Here is a 1,556-nt window from a genome sequence, read left to right as displayed (position 1 = left end):
CGTGGGTTGGGTCATGGGTTTCCTCCGTGTTGCTGCAGACGGCAACGCGCGGGGGAGGGGCGGGATTGGACCCGCATAATCACGCAGCCGATACGTGAAAATATCCTATCACGCATCTTGATCGTGAAACCGCGATCGGCGAGCGTGCGCCCCGCCGGCGTGCTAGAAAGGCGGCAACGAGGCCCGCCGGAACGCGGGGGCACAGCGGAGGGACACATGGCGGTGAACAGCAGGCATCCGGAGACACTCGCGCTGCACGCGGGCTGGCGGAAGGATCCGACGACCAATTCGGTGGCGGTGCCGATCTATCAGACGACGTCGTACCAGTTCGACAGCACCGAGCATGCGGCCAACCTGTTCGCCCTGCGCGAGCTGGGCAACATCTACACCCGCATCATGAACCCGACGAACGACGTGCTGGAGCAGCGCATCGCGGCGCTGGAGGGCGGCGTCGGCGCCATCTCGCTCGCGTCGGGGCAGGCGGCGAGCGCCTTCGCGATCCAGAACCTCGCGCGCGCGGGCGACAACGTCGTCAGCTCGACCGACCTGTACGGCGGCACCTGGAACCTGTTCGCGAACACGCTGAAGGATCTCGGCATCGAGGTGCGGTTCGTCGATCCGACCGACCCGCAGGCGTTTGCCCGCGCGACCGACGAGCGCACCCGCGCCTATTACGCGGAGACGCTGCCGAACCCGAAGCTGGTGCCGTTCCCGATCGCCGAGGTGGCGGCGATCGGCCGGCCGCTCGGCATTCCCCTGATCATGGACAACACGGCGGCGCCGCTGCTGGTGCGCCCGTTCGATCACGGCGCGGCGGTGGTCGTGTATTCGGCGACCAAGTATCTGGGCGGTCACGGCACGACGATCGCCGGGCTGCTGATCGACGGCGGCAATTTCGACTGGCAGGCCAACCCGGCGCGCCAGCCGCTGCTCAACACGCCGGACCCGTCCTATCACGGCGCGGTTTGGGCGGAGGCGGCGAAGCCGCTGGGGCCGGTCGCCTATATCCTGCGCGCGCGCGTCGTCCTGCTGCGTGATCTCGGCGCGGCGCTGGCGCCGTTCAACGCGCACCAGATCATCCAGGGCATCGAGACGCTGCCGCTGCGCATGCGCGCGCACAGCGAGAACGCGCGCGCCGTCGCCGACCATCTGGCGCGGCATCCGGCGGTGACACGGGTGATCTATCCGGCGCACCACACGGGCGTCGCGGCGGAGCGGGCGGCCAAGTACCTGCCGCGCGGCCAGGGCGGGCTGGTCGGATTCGAGCTGGCCGGCGGCGCGGCGGCGGGACGCGCCTTCATCGACGCGCTGCAGATGTTCTACCACGTGGCCAATATCGGCGACGCGCGCAGCCTCGCGATCCATCCGGCGAGCACCACGCACTCGCAGCTCTCGGCCGAGGATCAGGCCGCGACCGGCGTCTCGCCCGGCTATGTGCGGCTGTCGATCGGGCTGGAGCACATCGACGACATCCTCGGCGATCTCGACCACGCACTGGCGGCGGCGGGCGGCGGCGCGCACCGCGCGGCGGCCGAGTAGCAACCGGCCGCGCCGTC

Annotated in this window: 1 protein-coding gene; it reads left to right on the top strand. The window is 70.1% G+C overall.

Annotated features, from left to right (window positions below; translation table 11 throughout):
* Window positions 1–216 precede the first annotated feature (216 nt).
* Window positions 217–1,539 (top strand): O-acetylhomoserine aminocarboxypropyltransferase/cysteine synthase family protein, encoded by a 1,323-nt coding sequence (locus B8460_RS09895; protein WP_048861432.1) that lies wholly within the window; start codon window positions 217–219, stop codon window positions 1,537–1,539.
* Window positions 1,540–1,556: the final 17 nt, after the last annotated feature.

This window comes from Acidisphaera rubrifaciens HS-AP3 (genome assembly GCF_000964365.1).
Classification (GTDB): domain Bacteria; phylum Pseudomonadota; class Alphaproteobacteria; order Acetobacterales; family Acetobacteraceae; genus Acidisphaera; species Acidisphaera rubrifaciens.
This window is presented reverse-complemented; position numbering and strand designations above follow the sequence as displayed.